The sequence below is a fragment of the Thiomicrorhabdus cannonii genome, assembly GCF_013391695.1.
In the GTDB taxonomy this organism is placed as follows: Bacteria; Pseudomonadota; Gammaproteobacteria; order Thiomicrospirales; family Thiomicrospiraceae; genus Thiomicrorhabdus; species Thiomicrorhabdus cannonii.
The window spans coordinates 104,451-127,414 of the sequence record NZ_JACBGH010000001.1; the positions used below are offsets into that span (position 1 = coordinate 104,451).

A 22,964-nucleotide genomic window follows, 5' to 3' on the forward strand; every position below is an offset into this window, starting at 1 on the left:
CTACGCATTCGTATGAAATCTGTCGTTCCTTTTGAAGATAAGGAGCAGGTGATGTGATGCCTTGATTGAAGGAGCCTTACTCTCTTGATATCCCATGAGGCGGCAAATCTCAACAGACAATGGAAAAACTAGTACGCCCTCCTCCTCGAGGAGGATTTTTTGCGTATTTAGGATATGAAGAATATTGGCTAATTGATTTAGCGGAGACTTCAGAACAGAAGATGAATCGATTTAACGTGGGAGGTTATCTGATCGGCAAACCATTGCCTGTTTTTCTATATCAGATCTATGAACAATAAAGCTTGCTCTATCATAAATTAGGTAAGGCGTTTTATAGGCAGGAAAAACACCGAGTTCATCCAATATTTTTCGGGTTAATCGAGTACTTCGATGCAACCCAATCAAGTCTGAAATCTGGCTTAATACAATATAGTCTCTAAAAAAATCTTCTACAGAACTTTTCAAATACACGTCATGAGGAGAGAGTCTTTCCGATTTAGGAGTGCTTTCAATAAAGCCCTCTTTTGCCAAATTAAAAACGGCCCGGTTAGTAATCTGAAACTCTTTACACACCTGCTCTCTACTAATGTATTTGCACTCGTCAGTCACTGAAAAATACTTCGGCTTTAATCCGAGTAAATCAGATTGCGACACAAAAACCTTAATCCTAGAATTAACAACAACCTGACACCCCAGATCCCCCTGTTTAATCTCATCAATCAAAATTGAGTATGTAACATTCGCAACTTTGAATTTGTGCATGGCGTCATAAAGGCTTATCGGGTTTTTAAGGCGCTCGGAATGAGCCTGAATAAAATCTTCATTCAAAAAATAGAAGTTATCATTCCCTGTTTCAAAGTCAGTCTTGATGACAACGCCAAGTGCCACCAAGTCATTAAGTTTCCGATTTGCAAGCCCGTATTTTTGGTGAAACCTTTCCCATTTAAGCGGAAGATACTCTTTAAGCTTATTTATATCCTGCTCTTTAAATAAAGGCATTTTTGAGCTGAAATTAGATAACCCCAATTTGTAAGGATTCAAAATCCCCTGTTTTAAAAAGAGTTGATACACCTCATTAGAGATTTCTAAAATTTGTCGAACTTTGATAGATCCTATCAAATTTCCGGGGATTGTCGTGGAGTTGACCGAATTTGGTCTAAAACCACTTTTATCGAAGATAAAATTATCAAAATGCTCCTTTAAAAAGGGCGCATACTTGCGAAGGTTTCTTAAGCCTACCCAGTCCTTGTAGTTTTTGAGATGTTTGTTTGGATGAAACTCGTCACTGTATATATCAACTAAGCTCCTACCCTCGTACATCGAAATTAAGAACTGATCCATCTCCAACCATAGTTGTTCATAGTCTTCAACATATTCGACTCTTTTACTGAATTCGAGTTTAGCCAACTCAAACTTTACAGGATGCCTTCCTGATGCTCGTTGTGGATCAACGATATAGAATATCGATTCCAACCATACTTCTGGAGTGTCCCATAAGACTTTGGGAACATAGTCCGAACTACTTTTTCCTGTTTCATAAAGTTCTTTCAAAATCTGAGCAATTGACACTTCCAATGGAGTCGCAGGTTCAAATCCTTCGACCTGTTTGGAGACGTAATCCCGGTTATCCAACTTTATGAATTGATTTGCCGCTGACACTGAACTAGACGGACTCTCAAGCATCTGCAAATCAAATTCAAACGGTTTTTTTCGGTATGAAAATTCGGGATGATTTTGAGGAAACTGAACCAGGCGAATTTTATGAATCGGACAAGCCACAAAGAAGATATGCTCCCAAGCACCATGTTCAATTTGATGTTCTTTCAAACACTCAGGACAAACCTTTTTATGGACTGAGAAATGCTGCTCTCTAAGCTTTATTTTTCCATAGTCTAGTCTTTTATCTTTAATGTGATTTGGCTTAACCACGTTAATTCCAAGCGTGGCATCTGGATTTTCAACTACCTCAAAATACAGATAAAGGGGAAAATGTGGCCAATTGACGTTGTTAGAAACATCCGGAAAAAACTCAGCCATGAACAATTTCAGATCATCATAGGCATTAGCCAAGGCTATTCTTTGCAAATAACCAATATTGGATTCATGAGGGTGACGCTCTACTCTAATCATCCATTCAGCCTTTCAATAGCAAAGTTTAAGTCCTCTAAAATCACTTTGGTTCTTCCTTCGGTCAACGCCATTGAGACACAAAACTCGACTATTTTTGTTATTTTTCCAATATTGTTTCCGGATTCATTCAGAATCCTATTAACCTGATTCGTTTCCAGAAGCACGTCGGTATTGGTATTGAAATGTGACAGGTATTTTTTTAGGAAAGCCACCCTCTTTTGTGATGTGTCCTTCAACGCCGCATATTTTGACAAATTGATTGTTGAGTGAATTCTGCGTTTGAGTTGCAGCGCGGAATCATCCAACTGAAAAACCTCTTCTATTGTTGGCATACCCGAGATAACAACCACCAGACCTTTAGTGGCATTGAGCAGGCTTTTCACCCACTCGGATGTTTTTTCCGCTGTTCTTTTGGTTTTGCTCAATAGCACATGCTGAAATTCATCCATAATCAAGACGTCAATTTGATGGATTTCGACCAACTTCAAAAATATTTTGGTTCTCTCTAACGCCGTTTGAGTTTGCGTCATTTTGTAATCAGGCCGAATGGTTTCAATTAACTCACCGCAAAGTGATTTAATCGTTAAATCTGATTCCAAGCTAATGTACGCAAACTTCAAATCGTTCTGCCTTGCATGCTCTTTGAACGATTCCAAAGTAGTTGTTTTACCTGCGCCAGACTCTCCCGTTAACATCAATCCACAGGACTCTTGAGTGGTTTGCGCCCTCACTAAACAATTACTAAACTCCTTCAGCGCAAACAACATGTCATCATGCATGACGACAGTGCTATGAAATTTTTTATAATCTGGGTGACCTGCAATCTTCGCTGCATCAATTTGCTTCATCACTGTTCCTCAAAATCTCTGCAATCTCATCATCAGACAAACCGGCTACCAATGTTTTTTTGTCACGAGCCTGGGACTGAACAGCGTGTATTTTCTGTTTAGTCGTAGAGTGTTTCGGTACCAAAGATTCATCTTTGCTTAAGGTCTCAATGGCTTGATAGCGCCCGGCAATTTCAGAAATATTGATAGATTTAAATTGCTCACGCATATCCTCAATCACTTTTTTATGAGCACTATAACTTGGCCTCAAATCCCGAATACTCTGGTCGTTAGCCATAACAGGAATGTAACCCTTCGTTTTCCGGTCAATTACCCAAATACAACTGATATCACTCTTTTTCCATGCCACCTCGACCTCTTGATCCATATACGCTCGTTTAAAGTTTTTATAGTCCTCCCCCCCATGGTTGTATCTAATTTTTTTCATTTCAATTCCGCCTTTGGTCAATTTACGTTTCTCCACTTTTGAGAAGATTGGCGGAAACTTTTCAATATCACTAATCACACTTACTTTTCTTTGAGACACGCCTTGATGCCACCTCTGTAAAGGCGAACATTGAAGTGATTTATGTTTGCGGTTGTTGTAGGTTTCTGCGATAAACAAAACGAGCTCTCTGTAAAATTCATCAAACGTCTGCTTTGCATCTTTTTGAGGATTGTATCTGGGGTCTTTGTCCTTTGGTTTTGGCACAAACCCAGGCTTCCCCTTCAGAAAACTGTCTGTTAGCGTTCTAAAGAAGCGTTCGATGTAAGGTTTATCAGTAGGACTTCTTGGGCGACTAACGGACATTTCAATATTAAGATTTGATAATCCATTAACCATTTCAGATGACCAATAATCCGTTCCGTTATCCATGACTACTTTCTGAGGCACGCCATATACAGGCCAGTCAACATTATGTATGCCTAATTCCTCAAGAAACTTGGCCTTAGGAGATAAGACTTGCAACATACATTCTGAGGAGGATTCAGATGATGGAGACTCGGTCGACAAATACACCCCGGCAATCGCTCGTGAATATGCATCAATACAGGCAGTCAGATAAGGTCGTCGCACATCCTGCTGTCCACCCAATTCGACAATCACATAAATATCCAACTGCGTACTATCAATTTCTACCCAGTGCAACGGATGCTCTGGCTGATAGCTTTTCGATGTATGTGCGAAAAGGTTCTTGGCTTTATTACGACCTTCACGGCGTTCAGTCACAATGAATGGGTCGATGGCTTTAATGAAACGATAGACCATTTGATAGCTTGGAAGCCTCAATGGCACTTCTGAGTTTCCATCTGTATTCATTTGTTTGATGCGTGATATCACCGCCTCATAGGTTTGCCGGATTGTTGCCCCGCGAGGTTGCAAATACAACTTATCAACTACCTCATCAATAATCTCGTAGACCTCATCCTCATAACGTCGTGTATGATTGCCGCGGTTATCCAGCGTCATCATTCTCACGAACATGTTTTGTGGCGTATTTCGGGCATTTTGATACTTTTTAATCCAACGATAGAGTGTGCTCGGTGAAGGCGGCGAATCATCCTTATATTTTTTAGCCATCTCTTGGATATGACGTTCTAAGAATCGAGGCTCCATCTTCAGAATAGGGTAAACCTCCATTTCATTGATATAACGCAACGCCTTTTGCATTTTTTGTTGCTGTTTTTCTGATAATTGAATCGGCTCAAAATCGATAATATTCGAAGGTTCTGGCTTCTGTAATTTATGCGGCGTTGAATAAATATAAGCACTACCCTCAATAATGAATGAGAGAACTTCCTCTTCACTTTTTTCATAAGATTCTGAGTGAATTGACTGCAAGCGAAACCGCTTAGGTGCAATCTCTTCCAGTTCAAAAAGTACATTGTTCCAAATAATTTGAACCCCGGTTTCCAAAGGGCATGATCCCTGGCGCTTGGGAAGTAAGGTGAATTTACTTTTCAATTCCACTTCCATTCTCCTCTGGATGGATGCATCTTGGCTTTGGATCCCAAATATGGAATCTTAATGAGCTCAGCATGAGATTTATGCAAATAGGCAATCGACTCCAAATAACTTTCTAAGCCAAATTTATGTTGATGCTCTTCAACAAGAAAGCCTGGTTTTTCCAATAACCATTTCTGCGTTTCAGTGATAATCGATGGTTCCAGATCATCTTCATAACGCCTTCTTGCATCAAGCACTTCTTCAGCATTACGAACTTGACGACCTTGCCTAATCTGGCTGTCTGTCACAACTGCAAACACATACTCTTTTCTTAAAAAAACCTCTTGAATAACTTTAAAACGTTGCTGGTTAGCCAGGTATTTCGTTTCTGGTTTAACTTCAAACAGGTACATTTCGCCCGTTTCAGTCACCAGACAAAAATCTGAGGTGTACTCTCTAACTTTCCCCTCAAAGACATAATCAATTCGATTGGATTGAGAAATAACCTTACAAACAGTTGAGTGACTGAGGGCCAAATAAACAAAATCTCTTTCTAGAGAGGACTCATACGGAATGCGCTGATCTTTAAACGCGACACTGCCTATGTAGTTCTCGCCGCTTCGGTGACGAATATCTCGATTCTGAGTTTTAAATCTTCTAAAGTTTTTCATGCGCCCTTCTTTTTCGTGTTTATGTCATTTCATGTGTAATTTAAAGATCAAAAAAACGCCTGTCAAGAATTTTTATATAGATAACATGTTGTTTTTAAAATAATTTATTTTCAAAAAGTTTGAAAGAAAATTTCTTTTCGAAAAGTTTGAGAATAAGTGTTTTCTTTCAAAAAATTCAAAAGAAAATACTCTGGGAGACCAATATGAAGTTCCGTTTCAGGGAAAATTCCCTGAAATTTTTTTTGAGATATGACCAATTAAAAAAACAATTCGGTGTTTTGCGCTGGAATTAATTCAAGTTGATCGTAAATGCCAAGAATATTGAGGGATTTCTATCCACACAAGGAAGGTGAAATTTGCAGTAGAACTGCAAAAAAGATACGTATAAAATGCACCTAAGCTTAAAATTTGCGATGCCTCAAACCCTATGAATACGAACAAGCAGCAATTCTCTGAAACAGACATTATCACAAAGTTCATCCTACCAGCCCTAACCAATAAAGGCTGGAACTCTATGACCCAAATCCGTCAAGAGGTGAAGCTGCGTGACGGCAAGGTGATTGTTCGTGGGCAAATCGCTGCCCGTAAAAAGGTAAAGTCTGCGGATATTGTGCTTTATCACAAACCCAACCTTCCTTTGGCGGTGATTGAAGCGAAAGCCAATAAACACGAAATCGGCAAAGGAATGCAGCAAGCCTTGGATTATGCCGGCCTGTTAGAAACCCCGTTTGTGTTTGCATCCAATGGTGATGGTTTTATCTTCCATGATAAAACAGCAACAACTGGTTCAATCGAAACTGAAATTACGCTTGACCAATTCCCTACTCCTGACGAGCTTTGGCAAAAATACTGTGCTTGGAAAGGTTATTCGGATAGCCAATTGCCTATCATTACCCAATCCTACCATGATGATGGTTCCGGCAAATCACCACGCTACTATCAGCTACAAGCTATAAACAAAACCATAGAGGCAATTGCCAGAGGCCAAAACCGCATACTCTTGGTGATGGCAACTGGCACCGGTAAAACCTATACGGCATTTCAAATCATCTGGCGCTTGTGGAAATCGAAAACAAAAAAACGCATTCTGTTTTTAGCCGATAGAAATGTCCTCGTAGACCAAACTCGCATTAATGATTTTCAGCCGTTTGATACCGCCATGACTAAGGTGGAAAAGCGCACGGTTGATCCCGCCTATGAAATTCATCTGGCGCTTTACCAAGCTCTAACGGGACCAGAAGAGTCGCAAAAAGCCTACAAACAAGTGGCACCGGATTTCTTTGACTTGATTGTGATCGACGAATGTCACCGTGGGAGCGCGGCCGAAGACTCCGCATGGCGTGAAATTCTGGAGTACTTCTCCTCCGCCACGCAAATCGGTTTAACCGCAACCCCCAAAGAAACGGAAGAAGTGTCCAATATCGACTATTTCGGTGAGCCTGTTTACACCTACTCGTTAAAGCAAGGTATCGAAGACGGTTTTCTTGCGCCTTACAAAGTGGTTCGTGTTGACCTGGATATTGATGCCTTAGGATGGCGCCCAACCAAAGGGCAAACAGATAAACACGGGGAAATCATTCAAGACCGCATCTATAACGCAAAAGATTTTGACCGTACTCTGGTCATTGATGAACGCACGCAATTAGTGGCCGAAACCATTACCTCGTATCTCAAGCGCACCGACCCGATGGCAAAGACCATTGTGTTCTGTAATGACATTGACCATGCCGAACGGATGCGCCGTGCTTTGGTCAACCTGAATCCAGAACAGGTTAAGAAAAACGAAAAATACGTGATGAGAATCACCGGAGATGACGAACTCGGTAAAGCTCAGCTAGATAACTTTATTAACCCCAAAAAAGCCTATCCAGTCATTGCGACAACCTCCGAGTTGATGACTACCGGCGTCGATGCTAAAACCTGTAAACTCGTCGTGCTGGATCAATCCATTCAGTCCATGACCAAGTTTAAGCAAATTATTGGACGCGGTACTCGCATTGATGACCGTTTCAACAAACTTTGGTTTACAATCCTCGACTTCAAAAAAGCCACGGAATTGTTCGCTGACGAGCGTTTTGACGGAATTCCTGAGCGAGTCATGGTTACTAAACCCGAAATTATTAATGACCCAGACAACCCAGAGTTCGATGACCAACTCAACCACCCTGAAAACGAGAATGAAAGTGCAGACGGGGTTGAAGAAGCGCAAGGTGATTATGCAACTGGCAGCGAGCACGAAGATGAATGGACACAAACGGGTGAAGATACCGGTGGTGAGAAGGAACCTTTTGTCAAATATTACGTTTCTGGCGTGACCGTCAAGAAATTAGCCGAGCGCGTTCAGTATTATGATGCTGATGGTAAATTGGTGACCGAGTCCTTTAAAGACTACACCAAGAAAACCATACAAAAAGAGTTCGCCTCGATGGATGAGTTTGTTAAAAAGTGGCAAGCATCAGAACGTAAGCAAGCAATCATTGAAGAACTAGAAGCCAACGGTGTTATCTGGCAGGCACTGGAACAGGATATTAGTCGTGATATGGATCCATTCGACTTAATCTGCCACGTTGCTTTCGACCAACCTCCTCTGACTCGAAAAGAGCGCGCGGAAAACGTCAAAAAGCGTAACTACTTCACCAAGTATTCTGAGGCGGCTCAACAGGTACTTAATGCCTTGTTGGATAAATACGCAGACCAAGGTGTAACGGAAATCGAATCCATTCAAGTGCTTAAAGTCACGCCATTTGATCAAATGGGGCAACCCAAAGAGATTGTTAAAAACGCCTTTGGTTCAAAGCAAGCCTATGAACAGGCAATTAGTGAATTAGAAGCCCTACTCTACGCCCCAGAACAATCGGCTTAATCTGACAACAATAAGAATAAAAATACATAAAGGTAACCATGTCTATATCCACAGTTATTAAATCGATTCAAGATATTATGCGTAAAGATGCAGGTGTTGATGGTGATGCACAGCGCCTAGGTCAACTTTCTTGGATGTTATTCCTCAAAATCTTCGATGCACAAGAAGAAGAGTTGGAGTTCGAACAAGACAATTATAAAACACCGATTCCTGAGAAATACCTTTGGCGTAACTGGGCGGCAGATGCCGATGGCCTAACCGGTGATGCTCTTTTAGAGTTTATCAATAGTGACCTATTCCCAACGCTTAAAGAGTTAACGGCACCAATGGATACCAACCCTCGCGGGTTTGTGGTCAAAGAAGCCTTTAGCGATGCCTTCAACTACATGAAAAACGGTACCCTACTGCGCCAGGTTATTAACAAGCTCAACGAGATAGATTTTGGCAATTCACAAGAACGCCACCTGTTTGGTGATATGTATGAGCAAATCCTCAAAGACCTGCAAGCAGCAGGCAATGCCGGCGAGTTTTATACCCCAAGAGCAGTCACGGAATTTATGGTCAATCGCATCAATCCGCAACTCGGCGAAAAGGTATTTGACCCTGCTTGCGGGACGGGCGGATTCTTAGCGTCTTCCGTTGAACACCTCAAAAAACAAATCAAAACCACCGAAGACCAAAAACAACTGCAAGGGCAGATTTGGGGCGTCGAGAAAAAGCAATTACCGCATCTACTGTGTACCACCAATATGTTGCTACACGGTATCGAAGTGCCAGTGCAAATCCGCCACGACAATACCCTAAGCAAACCGCTTTCTAGTTGGGATTCGGATACCGATGTTATTATCACCAATCCACCATTTGGCGGCACAGAAGAAGACGGTATTGAACAAAACTTCCCAGCCGAATTTCGCACTCGTGAAACCGCCGATCTGTTTATGCAGTTGATTGTGGAAACCCTAAAAGACGGTGGTCGTGCGGCGGTAGTGCTGCCTGACGGCACATTGTTTGGTGAGGGCGTGAAAACCAAACTGAAAAAGATGCTAGTGGAAGAATGCAATCTGCACACCATTGTCCGCCTGCCAAATGGTGTGTTTAACCCTTACACGGGCATTAAAACCAATATTCTGTTTTTCACCAAAGGGCAAAAGACCGAAAAGATTTGGTTCTATGAACACCCTTATCCAGAAGGCGTAAAAAACTACTCCAAAACCAAGCCGATGAAGTTTGAGGAGTTCCAAACCGAAATCGACTGGTGGGGCAATGAAGCCGATGGTTTTGCCAGCCGAACTGAAACCGAGCAGGCGTGGTGTGTGTCGATTGATGAAATTATCGAGCGCAACTACAACCTAGACATTAAAAACCCGCACCAAGCCGAAGAAATCGTTCACGACCCAGAAGAATTGCTGGCAACTTATGCAACGCAACAAAATGAGATTCAACAACTGCGTGATCAACTCAAAACCATTCTAGGCAATGCATTGGAAGGTAAAGCGTGATGTCTTTACAAGCGAAAAATTCGAGTGCAGAAAACCTAATTACCCAACATCTTGATACTTGGACACAAGCGATTGAAACCAAATCCACCGCTGGGCGAGGCTCAAGCAATAAGCTGAATTTAGTGGGCATTCAAAAACTGCGAGAGCTGATTTTAGAAATGGCCGTGCGGGGCTTGCTCGTACCGCAAGACCCTAATGATGACCCCGCCAGTGTTTTGCTTGAAAAGATTGCTGCTGAAAAAGTGCAATTGATTAAAGATGGAAAAATCAAAAAAAACAAAGCCCTGCCAGAAATCACAGATGACGAAAAACCATTTGAGCTACCGAATGGATGGGAGTGGGCATCAAATTTAACTATTTTTGAATTGGTAAAAGGAAAAAAGCCCAAACATCTATCAGAAAAAAAAGGAATATACCCTTATTTAGATATTGAAGCTTTAGATAGGGGTAATGTTCTTAGATTTACAGATGATGAATCCGCACCAAAATGCACAACTGATGATTTATTAGTTGTTTGTGATGGTTCTAGAAGTGGCTTAATTTTGGAAGGGCAAAATGGGGTTATTGGATCAACATTAGCAAGAGTCGATACATCTAATAGTTTAAAGCCTTTTATAAAGTTGTTTTTTCAGAACGCATATCAACATCTTAATTCAAATTTAAAAGGTGCTGCTATTCCCCATTTAGATACCAAAGCTCTGAGAAGTGGGTTTATGGCTTTACCTTCTTTGGAAGAGCAAAAACGCATAGTCTCAAAAGTTGATGAATTAATGGCTTTGTGTGATCAATTGGAAAGCCAAACACTGGATTCAATTGCTACCCATCAAACATTGGTGGAAACGCTGTTAGGGAATTTGGTTAATCCAGACAATACCGCCAATTTTGACCAGGCCTGGTCATTAATTGCCCAAAATTTCGATGTGCTCTTCACCACCGAACACAGCATAGACACCCTAAAACAAACCATTCTGCAATTGGCGGTCATGGGCAAACTCGTCCCACAAAACCCAAACGATGAACCTGCCAGCGAACTACTCAAAAAAATCGCCGCCGAAAAAGCCCAACTCATCAAAGACGGCAAAATTAAAAAATCCAAAGCCCTGCCCCCCATCACCGATGCCGAAAAACCCTTCGATTTACCAAATGGTTGGGAGTGGGTAAGGTTGATTGATGTGACTTCAAAAATTACAGATGGTGATCATAAAACTCCAAAGCGTATAGAAATTGGGGAAATGCTTTTATCTGCTAAGAATGTTAGAGATGGTTTCGTTGATTTTGATGATGTTGACCGTATTTCTTCGGTAGATTATAAAAAATCAAGAGAACGTTGCTTGCCTGAGACTGGTGATTTGATGATGGTCTCCGTTGGTGGAACAATTGGCCGCAGCTCTCTTGTGCCTGAACAAAGTAATTTTGCTTTGGTTCGAAGTGTGGCTTTGATTAAGCCTCTAAAATTTAACTCAAACTACCTTAAATACCTTGCTGATTCACCTATGCTTCAGAATCTTATTCATGGCAATAAAAGAGGTGGAGCACAACCTTGCTTGTACCTTTCAGAAATTAGTAAGTTTGTTTTTCCTATTCCACCAAAAGAGGAACAAACCCGCATAGTCGCCAAAGTGAATGAGCTTATGACCCTCTGCGACCAAATCAAAACCCAACTGCAAACCGCGCAAACCACCCAATGCCACCTCGCCCACTCCATTACACAGGAAATTCTTCAATGAATCGATGGTCTGAAGCTTTTGACAGTCACCAGTTTCACACACACTGGCAAGAACTAATCAAAGTTATTGAATCAATCCAATTGGGAGCAGAGACTGACGAAAATATCATCACCGAATTTACTCGTTTAGTGAAATGTCAAAAGCTCATTGACTCTATTCTTAAGGCAATTGATAAAGATACCTTTCACCTTCAAACATTGTCGAATGCCCAAGGGCCGATTCAACAAACACAATCCCATTTAACTAATTTTAGAAATGATCAAAGCAATATAAGTCAAATCCAAACGGCTAATAATCACATTGATCAAGCGCTAAATATTTTCAGACCTTATATGGTTATGCCTAACGCAGTTTCCAAAGGTTTAAAAGAAGTTTCTAAAAGCCAGCAAGACTTATTAGAGCAACTGAAACGGTCATTGTTGGAAACGAGTCATGAGCGTTTAAACGAGCTTAATCGTGTTGTTGGAGAAGCCAATAAAAACCTTAAAGAAGTCGAGTCAGATTCAGAGAAATCTTATTCACTTTATCAACGGTTATTTGGTGAGGATGGCAATTCAGGAATCAGTGCAGATATCGATTCCCTACTGAAGAAAATCCAATCTTTGCTTGCAGACTCGACTCAATCAAATCAATCAATTCAAAAGATTGAACAGCAAATTAACCAGCTGCATAAAAATACCGAAAATTATGAAACAAGTGCCAAACAAAGCACTCAAGAAATCGAGAAATTGTTAGCGGATACGGAAGAAGAACTGAAAGCACTAAAATCTTTCTATGTGAAAGTTTTTGGCACACCTGATGAAGAAGGTGGATTAGCTGGTGGCTTGAAGGCTGAGCTTGAAGAATATAAGCAAGCCTTTAAGAAGTATGAAACCGAACATAAGTCAAAGATTCAAGAGCTAATCAACGAAATTGAAAGCTTACTCCCTGGTGCGGTCAGCGCTGGACTATCCTCAGAATATAAAAAACTAAAGGATGAATGCGAGAAGCCAATATTTTGGTTTACGATGCAGTTTTATGTAGCACTGAGTGTGCTTCTTGCCGCTGGCATAGCCAGCTTTGTATTTTCAGTTCAAAAAGAGAGTATGGTCGAGTCCCTCATATACAATTTATTGCAAGGGTCTCCAATTATATTGCCTGCAATTTGGTTTGCTATTTTTACATCCAGACGCCGAAACGAACTTGAAAGATTACGTCAAGAGTATGCCCACAAGCAAGCAGTGACAAGTTCCTACCAAAGCTTTAAAGAGCAAATTGACCGACTAGGCGAAAATCAACCTGAAATGCTTGGTGCGTTAATGACTACGGCAATAAAAACGATTGGTGAAAACGCATCGAAGGTATTAAGTAACAACTCAAGGGAATCATCACCGATTCACGAAACAGTTAATGCCGTTAGTCAAGGCATTAAAAAAGTCACTCAAAGTCAAATTAACTGACATATTGAATTGATTGTTACCTGAAAGCGCGATGTATTAAAACTGAATACGAATCAGGCTAACCCCGCCCAATCCATAAATATTTTTTATAATCCAGACTATATGTGTAAATTTATTTCAAGTTATGTGTAAACCTACATCAAGGCGTTAACAATGCCCCGGCCTCTTGCAGTTTTACCAAAATGGCCTGTGCCAAAGCCTCATAACCCTGCGCATTGAAATGCACATAATCCGATTTCATCGTCAACCGCCCCATCAGTTCGGGGACAATCTCATCTTCCAGCGGTACGGCATATTCATCGGCCAGCTCCTCATACCAGGGCGCGGCTCGCATCCACACGCCCTTTTCAGGAACGCTGACCAGTAACACGCCAATACCTTCGTCCTGCAAACTGGCGATCATGTTGCCGAGGTTGGCGGCAATGCTTTCCTCGGGCTGCTTTTGGAGCATATCGTTGCCGCCTTCCAGCAGAATCACCAGCTTGGGTTGATGCGCTGCCACCACCTCAGCCAAGCGCTCCAAGCCTTGCGCGGTGGTTTCACCGCTGACGCCGGCATTAATCACTTTACGGCCACTCAAACGCGCCAATACCGCAGGATAGCTCTGCTCCGGCTTGACACCAACGCCCAGTGTCAGACTGTCGCCAAAAGCCACAATGGTGTCTTCGTCCTGCAAAGGCGGCAGTTGCGGTTTGGCACACCCCGCCAGAAAAAACACCCAAATGATAGGCAAAACCAGTTTCAATGCAATTTTCATACCTATCCTAAAGTTTCTTCCTAAGCTGCCGATAAAAAGGGAAACAAAACATACATCTATAAAAACAGAGCCCGGCATATAAATCAAGACAAGGGCCGCACACACTGGGAACCCTCAAGGGAAGACGTAAGGAGGCACAAAGACCTCTCTTTACTCACCATATAAATGGGACTCTACCATGAAAATTCTCGACCAGAATCTGCAGCTTTCCGCGCAATATTATGCGCGCACCGAAAGCGCACAACAGCGTGTTCACGAAAACTATGTAAACGGCCAGCTGCAAAGCCGTGAAACCCAAACGCAATCACATATGGCCGAAACTGCCGGAATGAGCACACTCTCAATTGGCAAACAGCTAGCTCAGAATACACCTGGCAACCACCAATTAGGGCATTTTCGCTCACCAGACAAACAGGAAACGTTTGAAGCTCCGCTGTCAGGACAGCGTCAAACCAGTGTCTTGCCTGCGCAAGCCCAGGGCGTTAAGACGCAAGACGCCTCCGAAGGGAAACCCGCCCTGCCGCCGCATCTGCAACGCATGATTGAAGCGGTGGAAGCCATGATGGAACGCCTCACAGGCAAGCCCTATCATCTTAAAGTCTACGGTTATGACGGCGGCAAAGAGGATACGGCTCACGCTGCTGATGCACCAATATCCCAAGGGCAAGATGCGCTGCAAACCGTGGACGGAATGCCTGTTTTCGGTGAACGTTGGGCGATGATGAGTCACTATTACGAAGAACAACATACCCAATTCAGTGCCCAGGGCAATGTGACCACCGCAAACGGTGAGCAGATCAGCTTTAACCTCAACCTACAGATGAGTCGCAGCTTCTCTGCCCAGTTTATGAGCGAACGTCAGCAGGGCTGGGTCATGAAAGACCCGTTAACCGTCAATTTCGGCGGCACACCGGCTGAACTCACGCTCAACAAATACCAGTTTGATATTGATGCAGACGGTCAGGCAGATCAAATCAGTTTTGTGGCGCCAGGCTCCGGATTTTTGGCATTCGATAAAAACGGCGATGGTCTCATCAACGATGGCAGCGAACTATTCGGCGCACAGAGCGGCGACGGCTTTAGTGAATTAGCCGCTTATGACGATGACGGCAACGGCTGGATCGATGAAAACGACGCCATTTTTTCCAAACTGGAAGTATGGCAGAAGGACGCCAACGGACTGGACAAGCTGCAAGGCTTGCTGGAACTCAATATCGGGGCGATTGCGCTAGCCAATGTGGCCACGCCTTTTGACTACAAAGACAGTGACAATGCCATGCAAGGCCAGTTGAAAAACAGCGGCATCTTCCTCTATGAAGACGGTCGAGGCGCCGGCACGATCCAGCAGATTGATTTGGCAGTTTGACGTCAAGGCTTAATAAAAGTAACTGCGAATGGCTCGATGCAACTTTTCAGCGAGCGCCTGACGAGGCAGACTGGCAAATTCAGCGTGCAATGCATCGGCGATGTCGATAAAACGTTCGACTAAATTCGGATCAAAATGCTGCCCTGCCTCCTCGCGAAGAATCTGCAGGGAGGCAGCCACACTGAAAGGTTCCTTATATGGGCGCTTTGAGGTTAAGGCATCAAATACATCCGCAATGGCAAAAATACGCGCATTCAGAGGGATATTCTCTCCTTTGAGCGCATGCGGATAGCCCTTGCCATTATATTTTTCGTGATGGAACTCAACAATATCCTTGGCGCTGTTGAGCCAGGTCGATACCCTGACGATATCGGCCCCCTCTTTCACATGGCTCTGCATCACTGCAAACTCTTCATCGGTCAACTTTCCAGGCTTGAGCAGGATGTTATCGGATATGGCAATCTTGCCGATGTCATGTACAAACGCTCCCTTAATCAGTTCTCTGCAGCGTTCCTTTGAAATCCCCATGCGTTCAGCCAATGCCAAAGCATACAGAGTCACCCTAAAATTATGCTCATCCGTATCCGAATCGCGTTTTGAAATCGCGGAACCGATCAGTTCGAGCATCTCCATATTGCCTTGCAGGATTTCAAGCTTGCGGGTCTGGGTTTCTTTAAAAAGGGACATGACGACAGGATATATGACCGCAGCGGCCACTAAAACCGACAACATCACCGCCAACATCGCTTCAATCAGGTGGCGGTACTGCTGTTTAAGAAATAGTTCGGGATAGGTATAGACCATTTCGACATAACCAAATATTTCCTTTTCTTTTTTCAAAGGCAGGAATATCTGGATATACAGCTTATCGTGGTCATAGAAGGCATTGTAGATATGCTCGTTTTTAGGATTCATATGCACGCGCGCTTCAACGGCGCTTTTGGCCAACGGATCGCTTGAAGTCGCTGCAATGACTTCCTCACCCTCTACATCATAGAGTTCAACAAAGCTGAAATAGCGGGTGACATACTCATTGGCCACCTGTAAAAGCTGCTGTATATCCGTTTCCGTCAGCTGGCTGCCTCTTTCCAACAAACTCAGTTCGGAAGCGTGCGTCACAATCATCTGCTCCGCCAAGACTTGCGCGCTTTCAACCGCATCCTCTTCAAACTGCTCTATACCGTAAAACCAAAGGAATGCCGACGTCAGCATACCGGCAAAAAAGGCCGTCAAACCGATGCGAAAAATCAATTGTTGATGTAATTGACGTGAGGATGCGGAACGGATAAATTTCACAATTAACCCTACTTTGAGTAACAGTTAAACGAAACTTTATAGAATAATCAGACCTACGACAAGGTATTTAATCGGATATGCAGCATACAGCATCTTGAACGTTCTGTATTAGCAAAACATTGGGTTCGACTAGCGCGCTGTCGCCTGAAATAAAAAACCGCCCAAATTAGGCGGTTTTTTAGGTTTCTTCTAAAGTATGGCGCCTTACGCGGCTGCCAGCTTCTGAAAGACGCCCTTGTGCAATAAGTGGTCGACATTCAGAACGATGGCCATCTTGTCACCCACACTGGCCAGGCCCTGGATAAACTCGTCACTGACACGGTCACCGGACCTGAACGACGGTGCAGCCTGTAAACCGTCGAGATCAATGTCTTCCACATCGCTGACGCCGTCTACCACCAAACCGACGGTTTTTTGCAGGTTTTCCTGGGCATCACCACCTTCCATTTTGGTAATAATGACAACGGTGCTGTCATTATAGGTGGCCTGCCCGATATGGAAGCGTTCGCGCAGGTCGACAATCGGCACGATCGTACCGCGAATATTAATGACCCCTTTGACATATTCAGGCGTCTCCGGCAACTGGGTGGTTTTTTCCCAGCCGCGAATTTCCTGAACACGCAAAATGTCGATACAGTAGGTTTCAGCTCCCAACACAAAAGTCAAAAACTGTGCCTGATGCTGCTTGCCTTTTTGATCTTCAACTGCTTTATTCAGCGAGCGATTCTGGGTTGGCGCATCCATCAGAAATCACCCCACTCATCAGAGTCACCCGTATGCTTTGGTGCCGGTTTCACCTCAAACTTGGGGGCTTGCTTAGATTGCGAGTTGAGTTGCGGCTTGGAGTGCGCCAACGCCTGCATCGGCTTTTTAGCGGCCGGAGACGCCAGGCGGCGCGCTGTTCCCATATCGTGTCCTATTTTGAAGAACGCCATATCTCTGCTCAAATTATTCGCCTGCTCACTCATGCTTTCTGCCGCCGCAGTGGTCTCTTCAACCAACGCAGCATTCTGCTGAGTGACCTGATCGATCTGGCTGATCGCCACATGCACCTGAGTCACACCATTGGCCTGTTCTGAAGAGGCACGGGCAATCTGTTCAATCATTACAGTTACCGATTCAATCGATCGATTGATCTCGTTCAACATCTCTCCGGATTGCGAGGCCAATTGCGTGCCTTGACCGATACGCGTCACGCTTTCATCGATCAAAGTCTTAATATCCTTAGCCGCTTCGGCTGACTTTTGCGCCAGAGCACGCACTTCACCGGCCACGACCGCGAAACCGCGACCGTGATCGCCCGCTCTTGCCGCTTCGACCGCAGCGTTCAACGCCAGCAAGTTAGTTTGGAAAGCAATACCGTCAATTAATGTGACGATATCAGCAATCTTATGGCTCGACTCCTGAATGGCATTCATTGCACTGATCGTCTGCTGCATCACTTGGCTGCCTTCATTGGCTTGCGTACGCACGCCTTGCGCCACTTCCGCTGCACGCTGTGAGTTCTCGGTATTTGCCTCAACGGTAGAGTTCATCTCATCCATCGTCGCCGAGGTTTCTTCCAATGCAGCCGCCTGTTCCTGTACACGCTGGCTCAAATCGGACGAGCCACGGGAGACCTCTTCGGCAGCGCTGCTGACAATGCTGGATGCCTCGACCGCCTTGGAAACCACTTCAACCAGTTTTTGGGCTGAGGTATTCACCGCCTGCTTCAAGGTTTCCAAATCACCGCGGTATTGCGCGCTGATGGTGTTGGTCAAATCCCCTTCCGACTGTGCAACCACCACACGGATAATCTCCGCCATCGCGCTGTCCAGATCCTGCATCGAACTGTTGATACGCTGTTTCATCAGATCCAACTGACCACGTGCATTCACCATCACGCGCTCTTGGAAACGACCGTCTTGCATCGCCCCCATGACATTGTTGATATTGGCAATCACTTCGTTGATTGCATGCATCGCTTCAGAAGTGTTAACCAGCATAGTACGGTATTCACCCTGTGCATTGGTATTCACAGTCACGTCAAACTGACCTTCATACAACGACTTCATAACGCTACCCATTTCAGTCATGACATTGGTCACGTTATCGGCACTGATGTTAATGCCTTCTTTAAGCTTGTTCAAATCACCCACATAGTTGTTGGTGATACGTTTTGAGAAATCACCTTGAGCCAAAGCGCCGATAGTTGTGTTGGCATCGCCGATTGCCTGCTGCATGCTCTTCAATAAGCTGTTCAACGCTTCTACCGACAAACCGATTTCATCGCGGTTCAGCACAGTTACCTGTTTGTCAAACTGGCCGGTTTTAACCACCTCCTGCATCGCTTCCTGCATCGCTACCACCGGACGCACCACCACACGCATAATCCACAGGAAGAAACCGACACCGATAATTAAAGAAACAATCAAGATAGCCATGGCAATTTTGATGGCAAAACTACCGGCAGCAGTACCTTCATCCGCAGACTGCTTGCTTAGCTCTTTTTGAAGCTCTACAAGCGCACCCAGTTCATCCCGATAAGTACGGCTGACCTGACGTGTTTCAGGAGAAAGATAGAGATTCAATGCAGCGTCTGTTTGCCCTGAGGTGGCCAATTCAATCATACGCTGCCTCATCACACCTTGCGCCTTACGGGCTTGAATGGTTTTCTCCAAAAGTGCCCGGCCTTGCGCCGACTTGATGCTCTCTTCCAAATACGTATAGGCTTGGTTATTCGCATCACGACGATTGTTAATGCGGCGCATGGCCTCATCACGTTCTTGCTGATCGCGCGCCTGAATCAACTGGCCGACATCGCGCTCTACGGCAACACGACGCTGATCAATCCCTAACAGCGCCACCACTTTCGGTACGCGATCCTCGACGACCAGATTCAATGAACTATTAATGGTATTGATTTGCATTAATGACACCACCCCTAAAATGATGGTCATTACTATCAGGATTGAAAACGCTAACACCAACCTGAGCTTGACTGTCATAGCCTATTCCTCTTTTTAAGATTTAATTCAATGTAAAAACGGTTTATAAATTCTGCTTGATGACGTTTCATCGTCATCAGGAAGGCTGCAACCGCCATGCATCAGCGCCAAAGTGTTTAGATAGACGAAGGCATCTGGCGAATCATCGGCAAGAGCGCGATTCTTAGCAGCTAAGAGAAATTGAGGGCACAACAGGAGGAAGGAGACTTTCAATAAGCCTGCAAGCGAACACGGGCAAACCCCGATAAATGGCTTGATCATCTGGCAACCGGCTGTCTTAAATGTTAATAAACAGTAAGACCCTTGGCTTTCCGTCCTTGCTTCACAACAAGTTTGGCACAACAAATTCGGTGGGAAATATACAAAAACCTTATTGATAGGTCAAGAATTTTTATTACGTTTTATTACAAACCTCTTTTGGAGGTTACGATTTATTGCAATTAACCTTATTTAATCAAGTTGAATTCAAAAGCAGACCGCATTCAGTCCTCTTTACGTCTGCTCCACAGACTTGCAAACAGTGCGCCCGACAGATTGTGCCAAATGCTAAACAGCGCACCGGGCAAAGCACTCGCCGCGGTGTAATACTTAAGCGCCAGTGCAACACTTAACCCGGAGTTCTGCATTCCCACTTCAATTGCCACGGTTCGTGCAATCACCGAGTCGTAGCCCAGTCTTCTGCTCAGCCAGTAACCACTTGCCATGCCGGTCAGATTGTGCAGAATCACCGCCAGCATCACCGTCAACGCCACACTCTGCAGATTGGCCTGATTCAACGCCACCACTATCGCAATAATAAACACAATCGCCCACACCGACACCCACGGAAACAGCCATTCAACGCTGGCTGCACGTGCACCCAAGAAGCGTCTGAGCAACATGCCGACCGTCACCGGCACCAAAATCAATTTGAGCAGACTCACCATCATGTCATGCGCCGGCACCTCCACCCGCTGCCCCAGATATGCCCAAGTCAACAACGGCATGGCCAACACCGCCAGCAAGGTGGAAACCAGTGTCATACTCACCGACAAAGCCAAGTGCCCTTTGGCCAGATAAGTCATCACATTGGAAGCCGTGCCGCCCGCCGTCGCGCCTACCAGCATCATGCCGACGGTCAGTTCGCTCGACAATCCCAAAGCAATGGAGATCAGAAAAGCCGCCAACGGCATGACGCCAAATTGAATCAACACACCGAGCGCCACCACTTTTTTGAGGCGCAAGACCTCCTCAAAATCCTGCAGGCGCAAGCTGAAGCCCATGCCAAGCATCACCACCATCAACAGCGGCATAATCCAGCTTTGATAACCCGCAAACCCCTGCGGCCAGAAGAACGCCAACAGCGCAAAACCCACTGCCAATAACGGAAACAGACGTGTCAACAACACCTTATCTCTCCCAATAAAAAACCCGCATAACGCGGGTTCATTTAAACAACATACTGCGAAAGCAGCGCCGAAAGCAGGCCGATCAGGCCGCCGAAGACCCCGCCCCAAACCACCAGCCAGCCAAGATGTTCTTTGATCATCTGCTGAATCAGCTGTTTGACCAACTCCGGCGTCAACTCGGCCAGACGCGATTCGATAATCGATTCGATTTTATGCTGGATATCCGTCATCACATCCGGACGGTCAATCTCGTTTTGCAGCAACGCAATAAAGCCCTCCTGCTCGGTGATCTCAATCAGCGCACTTTGCAGATTGGTCACAAACGGCTCTTTGAGCGGTTTAAGCGCGTCGGCCCCGCCGAACATACTCAGCATGCCGCCAAACGACGAGTTCATAATGGTCTGCACCAGTTTGTCGTAAGCGGGCGTTAGGTCCACCTTTTCGATCACCGGCGCCAGTTTTAAATGCTGCGAAATGTCGCCCTGCCCGCTGACAAAACGGTCGATATTCGCCTGATTGAAAAACTGTTCCATCATCAAGGTGCGGATGGCGTTCTTGAAATCCTCGAAACGATTCGGGATAACGCCCGAACCATAAAGCCCCGGCACGCGTTCAAACAGCATATGAATCGCCAGGGCGTTGGTCAGCGCGCCCGACAAAGCGAACAGGCCGGTCCAGAACAGCAGATCATTCGCGAGCACCACACCTATAGTTAAAATCAAAGCGGCAAGCAGATTGGTCAACAGACTTTTGGAAATGGTGAGTGTCATTCAGTTCAGTTCCTCACTTAATTAAACACTAAAAACGCTTAACCTTCGGCAATCACAAACGCCACGGCGTGGGTTTTTTCATCACTGACACTGATCTGCCAGCGTTGAATACCGAGCTGTTCGGCTTTGGATTGGGTCGTACCTGACAGCGCAAGATAAGGCTGACCGCTGTCATGATGGCGAATGCTCATATCGCGGAAACAGACCCCCTGGCTGATGCCGGTTCCCAATGCTTTGGAAACCGCTTCTTTGAGCGCCCAGCGTTTCGCCAGAAAGCGTTCCGGGAAACGCTGGTTGGCAAATTTGATTAGTTCCTCATCGGAGAGCAGACGCTGTGCAAAGGCCTCGCCCTGACGCGCATACACTTGCGCGATACGCGCCACATCCACAATGTCAGTACCGATGCCGATAATCATGGCGGAGCTGATTTCAGTCCTGCAAATAGGCTTGCTGGCGCGCTTCGACCATCAGGCGCTTCATCTCGCGCACTGCTTCCGGCAAGCCGGAAAACACCGCCTGCGCGACAATCGCATGACCGATATTCAGCTCTTCAATCACCTTGATGGCGGCGATGGCCTGCACATTGTGATAATGCAAACCGTGCCCGGCATTGACCACCAAGCCCAAACGGTGCGCATATTCCGCCGCATGACGGATGCGTTCCAGCTCCGCCGCCACTGCAGCAGGCTTTTCCAGTTCGGCATAAGTGCCGGTATGCAGTTCGATGACCGGCGCGCCGACTTCCTTGGCCGCTTCAATCTGAGTTTCATCCGGATCGATAAACAGCGACACGCGGCAACCCGCTTCCGCCAGACGGGCGCAAGCTTCGGTTAACCACTCTTTCTGGCCGGCTACATCCAGACCGCCTTCGGTCGTCAACTCTTCGCGTTTTTCCGGCACCAGACAGATGTCTTCCGGCTGCAGCTGGCAGGCGATTTCGATCATCTCTTCGGTCGCCGCCATCTCCAGATTCACCTTAGTCTGGCGCATCGCGCAGATACGCGCCACATCTTCGTCCTGAATGTGACGTCGGTCTTCACGCAGATGCAAGGTGATGCTGTCGGCACCGGCCATTTCCGCATCCAACGCCGCCTTGATCGGGTCGGGATAACGCGTGCCGCGCGCCTGTCTCAAAGTGGCTACATGATCAATATTCAATCCCAGATAAATCGGCGACATGGTTTTCTCCCGAAAAGTGATTTTAGAATCTCAACAGGCCGGGTAAGAAGACCCCTACCCGGCCTGTTGAGTTTTTTTACCGTTGTTAAATCGTCATTTACTCGACTACTTAAAAGT

The 22,964-nt window shown here is 45.2% G+C and carries 18 protein-coding genes and 1 riboswitch; of the genes, 5 read left to right on the forward strand and 13 right to left on the reverse strand.

The window, feature by feature from the left end; all coding sequences use genetic code 11:
* Window positions 1-231 precede the first annotated feature (231 nt).
* Genes HZ297_RS00600 through HZ297_RS00615 form a run of 4 tightly spaced genes read right to left on the reverse strand, consistent with a single transcriptional unit; the run spans window position 232 to window position 5,576 of the window.
* The gene (locus HZ297_RS00600; protein WP_178860891.1) at window positions 232-2,130 is read right to left on the reverse strand and encodes a TniQ family protein; all 1,899 of its coding nucleotides are present in this window, start codon (window positions 2,128-2,130) and stop codon (window positions 232-234) included.
* A complete protein-coding gene (locus HZ297_RS00605) occupies window positions 2,127-2,978 on the reverse strand; it encodes an ATP-binding protein (RefSeq protein WP_178860893.1) in 852 nt (283 codons plus the stop codon). The genes HZ297_RS00600 and HZ297_RS00605 overlap by 4 nt, the downstream gene beginning before the upstream one ends.
* A complete protein-coding gene (locus tag HZ297_RS00610; RefSeq protein WP_178860895.1) occupies window positions 2,965-4,929 on the reverse strand; it encodes a TnsB C-terminal domain-containing protein in 1,965 nt (654 codons plus the stop codon). Before HZ297_RS00610 ends, HZ297_RS00605 begins: the two co-directional genes overlap by 14 nt.
* Window positions 4,920-5,576 (reverse strand): TnsA endonuclease N-terminal domain-containing protein, encoded by a 657-nt coding sequence (locus HZ297_RS00615; protein ID WP_178860897.1) that lies wholly within the window; start codon window positions 5,574-5,576, stop codon window positions 4,920-4,922. The genes HZ297_RS00610 and HZ297_RS00615 overlap by 10 nt, the downstream gene beginning before the upstream one ends.
* 427 nt (window positions 5,577-6,003) lie before the next feature.
* Here HZ297_RS00615 and hsdR point away from each other — a divergent pair, with 427 nt between their 5' ends.
* The 4 genes from hsdR to HZ297_RS00635 are packed head-to-tail and all read left to right on the forward strand — an operon-like array spanning window position 6,004 to window position 13,104.
* Window positions 6,004-8,439 carry an EcoAI/FtnUII family type I restriction enzme subunit R gene (gene hsdR, locus HZ297_RS00620; protein WP_178860899.1) on the forward strand — a complete coding sequence of 812 codons (2,436 nt, stop codon included), beginning with the start codon at window positions 6,004-6,006 and terminating at the stop codon, window positions 8,437-8,439.
* 38 nt (window positions 8,440-8,477) lie between these two features.
* Window positions 8,478-9,938, forward strand: coding sequence for an N-6 DNA methylase (locus HZ297_RS00625; protein ID WP_178860901.1), 1,461 nt, complete (start codon window positions 8,478-8,480; stop codon window positions 9,936-9,938).
* Window positions 9,938-11,665 (forward strand): restriction endonuclease subunit S, encoded by a 1,728-nt coding sequence (locus HZ297_RS00630; protein ID WP_178860903.1) that lies wholly within the window; start codon window positions 9,938-9,940, stop codon window positions 11,663-11,665. The genes HZ297_RS00625 and HZ297_RS00630 overlap by 1 nt, the downstream gene beginning before the upstream one ends.
* Complete coding sequence (locus tag HZ297_RS00635) at window positions 11,662-13,104, forward strand: coiled-coil domain-containing protein (protein ID WP_178860905.1); 1,443 nt, start codon at window positions 11,662-11,664, stop codon at window positions 13,102-13,104. The genes HZ297_RS00630 and HZ297_RS00635 overlap by 4 nt, the downstream gene beginning before the upstream one ends.
* 139 nt (window positions 13,105-13,243) lie before the next feature.
* Here the strand turns inward: HZ297_RS00635 and HZ297_RS00640 are convergent, their stop codons facing one another.
* Window positions 13,244-13,861, reverse strand: a complete 618-nt coding sequence (locus tag HZ297_RS00640) for a GDSL-type esterase/lipase family protein (protein ID WP_178860907.1) — start codon at window positions 13,859-13,861, stop codon at window positions 13,244-13,246.
* Window positions 13,862-14,039: 178 nt separating this feature from the next.
* Here HZ297_RS00640 and HZ297_RS00645 point away from each other — a divergent pair, with 178 nt between their 5' ends.
* Entirely contained in the window at window positions 14,040-15,227 is a 1,188-nt protein-coding gene (locus HZ297_RS00645) for an SPM autocatalytic domain-containing protein (RefSeq protein WP_178860909.1), read from the forward strand.
* Between the two features lie 9 nt (window positions 15,228-15,236).
* On the opposite strand, the gene HZ297_RS12150 is transcribed toward HZ297_RS00645, so the two are convergent.
* The 8 genes from HZ297_RS12150 to pdxJ form a co-directional block, all read right to left on the reverse strand.
* Complete coding sequence (locus tag HZ297_RS12150) at window positions 15,237-16,523, reverse strand: HD domain-containing phosphohydrolase (protein WP_178860911.1); 1,287 nt, start codon at window positions 16,521-16,523, stop codon at window positions 15,237-15,239.
* Window positions 16,524-16,727: 204 nt separating this feature from the next.
* Entirely contained in the window at window positions 16,728-17,267 is a 540-nt protein-coding gene (locus HZ297_RS00655) for a chemotaxis protein CheW (protein ID WP_178860913.1), read from the reverse strand.
* Window positions 17,267-19,510: a methyl-accepting chemotaxis protein gene (locus HZ297_RS00660; protein ID WP_178860915.1), complete on the reverse strand. Its 2,244-nt coding sequence runs from the start codon at window positions 19,508-19,510 to the stop codon at window positions 17,267-17,269. The genes HZ297_RS00655 and HZ297_RS00660 overlap by 1 nt, the downstream gene beginning before the upstream one ends.
* Before the next feature lie 27 nt (window positions 19,511-19,537).
* Complete coding sequence (locus HZ297_RS00665; RefSeq protein ID WP_178860917.1) at window positions 19,538-19,771, reverse strand: hypothetical protein; 234 nt, start codon at window positions 19,769-19,771, stop codon at window positions 19,538-19,540.
* A riboswitch (cyclic di-GMP riboswitch) is annotated at window positions 19,771-19,858 on the reverse strand. Its footprint overlaps the gene before it by 1 nt.
* A gap of 134 nt (window positions 19,859-19,992) precedes the next feature.
* A complete protein-coding gene (locus tag HZ297_RS00670) occupies window positions 19,993-20,898 on the reverse strand; it encodes a bile acid:sodium symporter family protein (RefSeq protein ID WP_343034733.1) in 906 nt (301 codons plus the stop codon).
* A gap of 41 nt (window positions 20,899-20,939) precedes the next feature.
* Complete coding sequence (locus HZ297_RS00675; RefSeq protein ID WP_218644501.1) at window positions 20,940-21,668, reverse strand: DUF445 domain-containing protein; 729 nt, start codon at window positions 21,666-21,668, stop codon at window positions 20,940-20,942.
* A 38-nt stretch (window positions 21,669-21,706) separates the two neighbouring features.
* Window positions 21,707-22,084 carry a holo-ACP synthase gene (gene acpS / locus HZ297_RS00680; RefSeq protein WP_178860919.1) on the reverse strand — a complete coding sequence of 126 codons (378 nt, stop codon included), beginning with the start codon at window positions 22,082-22,084 and terminating at the stop codon, window positions 21,707-21,709.
* A gap of 13 nt (window positions 22,085-22,097) precedes the next feature.
* On the reverse strand, window positions 22,098-22,847 hold the full coding sequence (gene pdxJ / locus HZ297_RS00685) for a pyridoxine 5'-phosphate synthase (RefSeq protein ID WP_178860921.1): 750 nt from the start codon (window positions 22,845-22,847) through the stop codon (window positions 22,098-22,100).
* Window positions 22,848-22,964: the final 117 nt, after the last annotated feature.